9 protein-coding genes are annotated in these 8,544 nt (G+C 70.0%); all 9 read right to left on the minus strand.

Going from position 1 to position 8,544, the window contains the following annotated elements:
• The coding region (locus ACLL81_RS09385; RefSeq protein WP_411288079.1) for a sigma-54-dependent transcriptional regulator at positions 1–570 on the minus strand (570 nt) is incomplete at its 3' end.
• Between the two features lie 26 nt (positions 571–596).
• Positions 597–929 (minus strand): flagellar motor switch protein FliN, encoded by a 333-nt coding sequence (gene fliN, locus ACLL81_RS09390; protein ID WP_411288080.1) that lies wholly within the window; start codon positions 927–929, stop codon positions 597–599.
• A gap of 4 nt (positions 930–933) precedes the next feature.
• Positions 934–1,590 carry a flagellar assembly protein FliH gene (locus tag ACLL81_RS09395; protein ID WP_411288081.1) on the minus strand — a complete coding sequence of 219 codons (657 nt, stop codon included), beginning with the start codon at positions 1,588–1,590 and terminating at the stop codon, positions 934–936.
• Positions 1,590–2,621, minus strand: a complete 1,032-nt coding sequence (fliG, locus tag ACLL81_RS09400; protein WP_411288082.1) for a flagellar motor switch protein FliG — start codon at positions 2,619–2,621, stop codon at positions 1,590–1,592. The genes ACLL81_RS09395 and fliG overlap by 1 nt, the downstream gene beginning before the upstream one ends.
• Positions 2,618–4,273: a flagellar basal-body MS-ring/collar protein FliF gene (fliF, locus tag ACLL81_RS09405; protein ID WP_411288083.1), complete on the minus strand. Its 1,656-nt coding sequence runs from the start codon at positions 4,271–4,273 to the stop codon at positions 2,618–2,620. The genes fliG and fliF overlap by 4 nt, the downstream gene beginning before the upstream one ends.
• 116 nt (positions 4,274–4,389) lie before the next feature.
• Positions 4,390–6,552: a serine hydrolase domain-containing protein gene (locus ACLL81_RS09410; RefSeq protein ID WP_411288084.1), complete on the minus strand. Its 2,163-nt coding sequence runs from the start codon at positions 6,550–6,552 to the stop codon at positions 4,390–4,392.
• 89 nt (positions 6,553–6,641) lie between these two features.
• A complete protein-coding gene (locus ACLL81_RS09415) occupies positions 6,642–7,415 on the minus strand; it encodes a C13 family peptidase (RefSeq protein WP_411288085.1) in 774 nt (257 codons plus the stop codon).
• Entirely contained in the window at positions 7,416–7,886 is a 471-nt protein-coding gene (locus tag ACLL81_RS09420) for a PaaI family thioesterase (RefSeq protein WP_411288086.1), read from the minus strand.
• Between the two features lie 7 nt (positions 7,887–7,893).
• Positions 7,894–8,391, minus strand: coding sequence for an SspB family protein (locus tag ACLL81_RS09425; RefSeq protein WP_411288087.1), 498 nt, complete (start codon positions 8,389–8,391; stop codon positions 7,894–7,896).
• Positions 8,392–8,544 lie beyond the last annotated feature (153 nt).

Consider the following 8,544-nt stretch of genomic DNA (forward strand, 5'->3'; position numbering starts at 1 on the left):
GAACAGCTCGCTCTCCAGCAGGTTCTCCGGGATGGCGGCGCAGTTTACGGAGATGAACGGCCGGTTGGCGCGGCGCGACTTCAGGTGGACGTAGCGGGCGACCACCTCCTTGCCGACGCCGCTTTCGCCGGTGATCAGGATGGAGGCGTCGGAGGGCGCGATCTGGTCGGCCATGGTGATCACCGCCTGCATGGCGGCGTCGCGCACGATCATCGGGCGGTTGTCGTTGGAGACCGCGGCCAGCACCGCGGCGATCAGCTCGGCCTCCGGCGGCAGCGGGATGAATTCCTTGGCCCCGGCGCGGATGGCGTCGGCGGCGCGCTGGGGGTCGGCCCCCACGCCGCAGGCCACCACCGGCACTCGGATCCGCTCGGCTTCGTTGGCGGCGATCAGCGCGGCGATGTCGAGCTCGTAATCGACCATCAGCAAGTCCGCGCCCTGGCCGGCCCGTAGCGCGTGTGTGGCCGCCGCGATGGTCTCCACGTGGCTCACCTTTGCGCCAGCGCTCATCGCCATCTTCACGGCGGTGGAGAGCTGTCCGCTCAATTTTCCGACGACCAGAAGCCGCATGGGTGTTCTCCCTTCGACGAAGCGCCCTAAGGCGCCGCGTCGCCGTCCTTGATGATTTCGGTCATGGTCACGCCCAGGCGCTCGTCGACGATGACGACCTCGCCTCGGGCGACCAGCCGGTTGTTCACATAGATGTCGATGGCCTCGCCGACCTTGCGGTCGAGCTCCAGCACACTGCCCTGGCCCAGCTGCAGGAGCTGGGCGACGGACAGGCTGGCGCGGCCAAGCACCGCGGAGATGTTCACCGGGACGTCAAAGACAGACGCCAGGTCGCCGGCGGTCTTGTCCTCGTCGCGGGTCTCCGCCAGGGGACCCTCTTCCGGGGCGAATTCGTCTAGCTTCAGGTCGTTTTCGGACATGGGCTTACTCTTGGCTCTCGATGCCGGGGATCAGCGGTTCGGCGTGGAGGCCCTCGGCGGCCAGCGCCGCCTCCAGGGCCAGGGCGACACGGGCGGCGGCGGCGGCCGGATCGAAGGCCGCGGAGCCGTCGCCGAAATCGAGGGTGAAGGCGTGGGCGTTGAACTCAGGCTCGGGCCGCAGCTGGATCGCGCCCTCGAAGCCGATGGCGTCGGCGGTCTCCTGCAGGACCGCGCCCAGCGCCTGGGCGAGGGCCGGCTCGGCGCTGACCACCAGCCGCGGCTGGGCCTCGATCTCGCGGGCCAGGGCCTCCAGGGCGGCGCGTACCGGCGCTTCGGGGAACTGCGCCAGGGCTGCGTCGGCGATCGCCCGGCCGCACGCCAGCGCCAGGGCGGCGGATCCCAGCCGGTGGGTGTGGGCCACCTCGGCCAGCTTGGGCAGCGCCTGCTGGCAGGCGGCGGCGATCTCGCTCAGGGCCTGGGCCTGGGCCGCGGCCACGCTGGTGAGGCCGGCGTTCTCGCCCTCGGCGCGAGCCTCGCGGCGGATCTGCTCGACCTCGTCGGGCAGGTAGGCGCGCTTGGGGCGCGGCGTCTGGGAGGCCACACCGCCGTCCGCGGCGAACTCGGTGTCGAAGCTGAACTTGGGGAGCGGGCTGGCGGACATCAGTAGACCAGCTCGTCATCGCCGCCGGCGCCGGCCAGGATGATCTCGCCCTTACTGGCCAAGTCCTTGGCCACCTGCACCATGGCGGTCTGCGCCTGGTCGACGTCGCGCAGGCGCACCGGGCCCATGCTCTCCATATCTTCGCGCATGATCTTTGAGGCGCGCTCGCTCATGTTGGAGAAGAACATCTCCCGCAGGGCGTCCGAGGCGCCCTTGAGCGCCAGGGCGAGCTGATCCTTCTGCACCGCCCGCAGCAGAGTCTGCACCCCGCCGGGATCGAGCTTGGAGAGGTCCTCGAAGACGAACATCAGGGCGCGGATGCGCTCGGCCGCCTCGCGGTTGCGCTCTTCCAGCGCCGTGATGAACCGCGCTTCGGTCTGGCGGTCGAAGGCGTTAAAGATGTCGGCCATCATCTCATGGCTGTCGCGCTTCGAGGTGCGCGCCAGGTTCGACATGAATTCGGTCCGCAGGGTCTGTTCGATCTTGTCCAGGATGTCGCGCTGCACCGGCTCCATGCGCAGCATTCGGGTGACGCATTCCAGGGCGAAGTCTTCCGGCAGGGCGGCCAGGACCCGGGCGGCGTGCTCGGACTTGATCTTGGAGAGCACCACCGCGACGGTCTGCGGGTATTCGTTCTTCAGGTAGTTGGCGAGCACCGCCTCGTTCACGTTGCCCAGCTTGTCCCACATGGTGCGGCCGGCCGGGCCGCGGATCTCCTCCATGAGGGTGTCGACCTTCTCGGTCGGCATGATCGCGGCGAGCAGCTTCTGGGTCTGTTCGAAGGAGCCCATGATCGCGCCGGCGCCCGACATGCCGGACACGAACTCCACCAGCAGGTCCTCGACCACCCCGGCCGAGACGGTGCCCAGGGTGGCCATGGCCTGGGAGACCTCCTTGATCTCCTCCTCGTCCAGCGCCTGCCAGACCTGGGCGTGCTCTTCGCCCAGCGCCAGCAGCACCACGGCGGCCTTCTCCGGCCCGGTGAGGCGGGCGGCGTCGGCGACGGCCTTGCTTTTCAGGCGAACGCTCATGTGGACTCATGCAGCCAGCCGCGGAGGATCGAGACGGACTGCTCCGGGTGCTTGTCGACGAATTCCGAGACGCGCTTGACGGAGCTCGCCTTCACCTGGCCCTCGATGCGGGCGATATCGATCTTCTGCTCCAGCTCGCCATTGCCCATCGGTCCGGAAATCTGGAGCTGGCTCGACCCGTCGGCGGCGAGCTGCATGGGCTGGCCGTCCGGGCTCATGGCCAGGCGGGCGCCCTGCGGGTGGCCGGCCAGCATCGGCATCATCTGCCCGCCGCCGCCGCCGCCGGTGGCCGCACGCAGCAGCGGTCGGGCGATGAACAGCAGCATCAGGATGCCGACGATGGCCATCACGCCGATTTCGATGGCGCGCATGATGTCGTTCTTGTCGAAGCCCATCAGCGGGCTGGCGGCCTCGACGCCGCCGGTGTCGGCCACAGCGGGGAAGCGGACGTTGACCACGCTAACCTGATCGCCACGCTCGGCGTTGAAGCCCACGGCGGTGCGCACCAACTGCTCGATGCGCTGCATCTCCTCGGCGCTGCGGGGCGAGTAGGCGCCGGGCTTGCCATCCTTGCCGGCGACGGCCGTGGCGCCGTCCACGGCGACCGCCACCGACAGGCGCTTCACCTGGCCGGGCTCCTGAACCTCGGTACGGACGGTCTTGGAGATTTCGTAGTTGGTGGTGGATTCCTGGCGGCCGCTGGTGGAGGCGTTCGAGCCGCCGCCGGCGTCGTCGGCGCCGGGGATGTTGGTGGCCACGGAGACCTGGCCGGCGGAGTCGGGTTGGTTTTCCTTCTGGTTCTCGTCGGTGGTGGATTCCGAGCGGATCACCTGGCCGTCTGGATCGTAAGTCTCCTGCTGGACGGTGACGCGAGCGAGCTCCAAGTCGGCGGTAATGTTGACCCGGGCCTTGCCGGCCCCGACCACGCCTTCCACCAGGTTCTTCACCTGCTTGGCGATGCGCTGCTCGACCTCGCTCTTGCGGCCGTCGGCCTCGGCGGCCATGCCGGTCTCGCCGCCGGAGAGGGTCTTGGCGTGCTGGTCGACGACGGTGACGCGGTCGGGTTTCAGGTTGGGCACGGCGCCGGCCACCAGGTTCTGCATGGCGCGGACCTGGTCGGCGCCCGGCTCGCGGCCGCCGACTCCGATGCTCACCGAGGCGGAGGGCAGCTCGGCCTCTTCCTCGAACAACTGCCGCTTGGGGAGCACCAGGTGGACCCGGGCCGAGGTGATGCCGTCCAGAGCGCGGATGGTGCGGCCGAGCTCGCCTTCCAGGGCGCGCTGGCGGTTCAGCTGCTGGACGAAATCGGTCTGACCCAAGACGTTGGTGTTGTCGAAGATCTCGTAGCCCACCGAGCCTGCGGTGGGCATACCCTTTCCAGACAGCATGATGCGGGTGGTGGCCACATCGTCCCGGGGCACCAGGATGGTGGAGCCGTCGCCCTTGACCTCGTACTTCACGCCGGCCTGGTCGAGGGCCTGGGTGATCACACCGGCTTCCTTGAGGTCGAGGTTGGCGTAGAGCAGCGCCTTGGGCTCGCCCAGGTTCATGGTCACCGCGAAAAGCGCCGCCGCCACACCAGCGCCGATGCCGAGGATCGCGGCCAGCCGGCCGATCCCGAACCTCTGAAGCGCCGCCATGAACTGGTTCAACGCAGGCGTCCTTCCCCAAACGCGAAAGCGTGCGCGAGGAAATTTCCGCCCGCCGCTAGGCAGGATTTACCCAGTGGTTGGTAAACGCCCCTTTAAGGCCGCGCTTTGGCGGAGCGTCAGCCGCTCCAGGGGGCGAGCGCGCCCCACAGCGCCAGGGCTGCTGAAACGGCGGCGTAGATCACCACGGTGACGCTGAAGAACGCCTTGCGCAGGAGGCTCCAGGAATCCACCCGCCGGCCGCCGCGCCACACCGCCGGCAAGGCGACCAGGGTGGTCAGGGTCAGCGCCGCGGCCACCAAGGCGCAGGCCGAGGCCAGGATCACCAGGGCGCCTGGCCAGCGGTACATGACCTGGGCGATGTCGCCGGTCTTCGATGCCCACAGGCCAAACAGGGCCATAGAGGCCAGCCAAAGGCCCGCCTGGATGTTCTGGATCAGGGCGGCGCGGCTCTGCACCTGGTTCTCGCGGAACTCTCGGCGATTGCGGAAGAAGAGGCCGCCCAGGGTGGCCAACGAGGCGGCTGCGGTGAGCACCCCAAGCAGCAGCAACAGGGCGGGCTGCTTCCAGAATGGCGCACGCTCCATAAGTTGCGCCCCGCCGGACCCGTCGTAGGCGACCGCGCGGCCATCGGCCATGCGGAAGGCCATGCGCTCGTCGCCCTGGGCTGCGATGAAGCGCCCCTCGTTCAATGGACCCTCGGGGACCCAGATCTTTGCGCCTTCGCCTCCGCCGGTGACCAGCCGGCCCTCAGGGGTTGTCGAGACCGCCGCCCCGCCGGTCAGCAGGCCCACGAAACCTTCCAGCCCGCCGTAAGTGCGCCGGGTGGTGAGGTAGTAGCCCTCGAAGGCGCTCTTGCGGCGGGCGAGCTCCGGCGAGCCGGGGCGCGGGAAGGTCTGCGGCGGGGCGTAGAATTGAGCCATCAGCCGGTCGGGCAGGCGGCTGGCCAGCCGGTAGCCGTTGTCACTGTTGGTGGAGATGAACACGCCCAGGTTCAGGTGCGGGACCAGCACCATGTTGGAGTGGAAGGCGATGGTCGCGCCGCCATGGCCGAAGCCGCGGTAGCCCCCAGGCAGGCTGTAGACCATGAACCCATGCGCCCAGCCGTTGACGCCGTCGGGGGTCCTGCGCAGCGGCTTGCGGAAGGCCTGGGCGGTCTGGGGGCCGAACACCGCGGCGCCGTTCCAGACGCCATCGCCCAGCAGCATCAGCATGTAGCGCGACATGTCGCCGGCGGTGGACGAGGCGGCGCCGGCGGGCGCCACCTGGCCGATGAACTCGTCCTCGCGGACCTTGAAGCCGCCCGGCGTCCAGCGGTAGCCCTTGGCCACGTCGGGGGTGAGACGCTGCGGCATGGCGCCGGGCAGGCCGCGCTTCTCCGGGCGGAGCTCGCGGAAGGTAGTTTGGGTCATCCCCAGCGGCAGCAAGATGTCTTCCTCGATCAGCCGCTCGAACGGGCGGCCGGAGACATAGGCCACCGCCTGGCCGGCCAGCGCCGAGCCATAGTTGGAATAGCTGGAGATGATGCCGGGCCCCCGCACCCGGCGCGGGCGCTCCTGGCGCAGGTAGAGGTCCAGGGGCCGCACGCGTTCGAAGTCGCGCTCGAACAGCTGGCCCAGCGCCCGGTCTTCGAAGCCCGCCGAATGGTCCATCAGATTGGCCACCCGGACGTCGTCGGAAAAGCCCTGGTCGCGGACGCGGACCTTCTCGGGCAGGTAGAGGTTGATGGGCTGGTTCAAGCGGATGCGGCCAGCCTCGACCTCGCGCATCAGGGCGATCCAGGTTAAGGTCTTGGAGATCGAGCCCACCCGGAAGAGCGTGCGGTCCGGATCAACGGCCTTCTGCGGATTGAGGTTGGAGAAGCCGTAGCCCTTCTTCAGCACCACCTGGCCGTTCTGCACGATGGCGATGGTGACGCCAGCGACGTGATCGCGACCCATGGCCTCGGTGACCATCGCGTCAACGAAGGCCTCGACCTCGCCCAACGGCAGGGGCGCGCCGCCGGGCAGGCGGGCGCCCGCCGCGCTGATCGGCAGGGCGGGCAGCATGGGCGCGGCGCCGGCGATCACTGGGCCGGCGGCGGCCGGGGCGGGCGAGCGCGCCACTGACGGCCGCGAGCGGGGGACGGCCGTCCGTTGGGGGCGGATCGTCGTGTAGGGCACCGGGGCGTCGGGCAGGCCGGCGGCGGCGGGCGCCGCGACCGGCGCAGGCTCAGCCTGCTCCTGGCCCAGCGCCGGACCCGCGATCAGCAGGGCCAGGACGGCGGCCGCGGCCTTAAGCATTGTCCGCATCAAGATCACCCCGCCTCACCCTGACACCCGTTCGCGACTGTAAGCGCGCCAGGTGAGTCCTTGGAAGGGGATGAACGAGGCTAGTCCTGGGCGGCGGCGGCCTGGAAGCTCAGCAGCGGCAGCATGGGCCGCAGCACGCCGCCGACGAACATCTGCGGCTCCGAGGGCGGGCTCACCCGCTCCTGCAGTTCGCGGGCGGCGACACAGGCCTTCACGCCCGCGCCCAGGGTGGCGAAGTCCTGGGCGGTGGGCATGGCGCGCAGGAAGCAGTCGTCGAAATAGGGGTACTTGTCGTCCTCGCCGCAGCCGAATGAGGACCGGTCGCGGCGCGCGGCGGTGAGCACCATGCGGTTGGGCTTGGCCAGGTAGGGCACGAACACGCCGGAGAAGCAGGCGGAGATCACCACCACGGTGGGCTTCTCGCCGCAGGCGCCGTCGACCATCCCGGCCAGGATCTGCGGCGCCAGGATGCGCTGGTCCATAAGCACCCCCTGCGGCGCGCCGTGCGAGGTCAGATAGACCAGACAGCCGCCGGGGGTCTGGGGCGCCAGGTCGGCCATGGCGCCGTAGATGCCCTCAAGGTCGGTCTTGGCGGGGCGGGTGTCGCGGTAGCGCTCGGGCCGGACCGAGAACTGGCGCAGGTTCTCGGCGCGGAAGCCGGCCCGCTGCAGGGCGGCGGAGACGTCGCGGCGGGCGTTGTCGAAGGTCTCGGTGGGCGCCCCGTCGTGGGCGTGCCAGTCCCCGGCCACCACCACGGCCGACCAGTCCGCGAAGGGCGAGGCGGCCTGCACGCCGGCCGCCTGGGCGAGCCAGAGGCCCGCCATCAGCGCCAGCCTGCGGGCGAGCCGGGCCATCTACTTCTTGTAGGCCGAGAACGGGGTGGGGATCGCGGTGCCGGTGGCCTTGGCGAGGGTGCGGCCCTCGGCGTCGAACAGCTCGCCCTCGGTGAAGGCCACCTGGCGGCCCCACTTGGCCACCCGGCCGACGCCGCGGATCTTGCCGGGCTGGCCCGGGCGGAAGAAGCTGGTCTTCATCTCCAGGGTCGGCGCCACGGAGGTCATGCCGGAGGCCACCATGCAGGCCACGCTCATGCACTCGTCGAGCATGGCGCAGAGATAGCCGCCCTGGATCTGCTTCATCGGATTGAGCAACAGTTCAGCGCGGGCGTCGAATTCCACCTCCACCGACCGGTCGGCCTGGCTGACCCCAACCATCCGAAAGCCCAGGGTCTGCGACCCGGTCGGCTGGTTCCTGGTGCGCTGGAACCTCTCCAGGATCTCCTGGTCGGTGAGGGTCGCGGGTTCGGCGTTGGCCACGTCGGTCATGCGGCGGTCACTTCTTGCGGAACTGGTCGAGGGAAACGATCTTCGCCTCGCCGTCGGCGGGCGGCTCGGCGCCGGCCGCCGCGACCTTCGCAGGCGCGGCGGCCTCGGCCTTGGCCTCGGCGATCGCGGCGGCCGGCGCCTCGAACTGCAGCAGGAACTGCACGGACGGGTCGTAGAACCGGGTCACCGCCTGGTAGGGCACGCTGAGCCGCTTGGGCTGGCCGCCGAACTGCAGGGTGACCGAGAAGAACGTCTCGCCGGGCGCCAGGTCCCAGTACTGGTGCTGCAGGACGATGGTCATCTCGTCTGGATACTTGCCCAGGAGGTCCGGCGGGCCGGAGACGCCCGGCGCGTCGGTCTTGAAGGTCACATAGAGATGGTGCGCTCCCGGCAGGCCGTCGGGGGCCGCGGCGCGCTTCAGCGCAGCCTTGACCACGCCGCGCAGCGCGTCCTGCGCCATGGCCTCGTAGTGCATCAGGTCCTGGGCGGGCGGTTCCTGGGCCATGGGGTCTCCGAACGCGGGGCGCGCGCTGACATGAAACGTAGCAACTGGGCCGCAGCGCGCAAGCGGCCCGGTCGCCAGAAATTGAAGGGGGCGGCCCCTGCGGACCGCCCCCTTCTGAACCGGTGGAGGGCTTCTGTTGGCAGGCGCCCTCCG

Source organism: Phenylobacterium sp., from assembly GCF_046590535.1.
Taxonomy (GTDB): domain Bacteria; phylum Pseudomonadota; class Alphaproteobacteria; order Caulobacterales; family Caulobacteraceae; genus Phenylobacterium.

Excerpts from the sequence above, each read along its gene's own strand:
- fliN (WP_411288080.1), bottom strand. The coding sequence starts at position 929 with ATGTCCGAAAACGACCTGAAGCTAGACGAATTCGCCCCGGAAGAGGGT.
- ACLL81_RS09395 (WP_411288081.1), bottom strand. The coding sequence starts at position 1,590 with ATGTCCGCCAGCCCGCTCCCCAAGTTCAGCTTCGACACCGAGTTCGCC.
- fliG (WP_411288082.1), bottom strand. The coding sequence starts at position 2,621 with ATGAGCGTTCGCCTGAAAAGCAAGGCCGTCGCCGACGCCGCCCGCCTC.
- ACLL81_RS09410 (WP_411288084.1), bottom strand. The coding sequence starts at position 6,552 with ATGCTTAAGGCCGCGGCCGCCGTCCTGGCCCTGCTGATCGCGGGTCCG.
- ACLL81_RS09415 (WP_411288085.1), bottom strand. The coding sequence starts at position 7,415 with ATGGCCCGGCTCGCCCGCAGGCTGGCGCTGATGGCGGGCCTCTGGCTC.
- ACLL81_RS09420 (WP_411288086.1), bottom strand. The coding sequence starts at position 7,886 with ATGACCGACGTGGCCAACGCCGAACCCGCGACCCTCACCGACCAGGAG.
- ACLL81_RS09425 (WP_411288087.1), bottom strand. The coding sequence starts at position 8,391 with ATGGCCCAGGAACCGCCCGCCCAGGACCTGATGCACTACGAGGCCATG.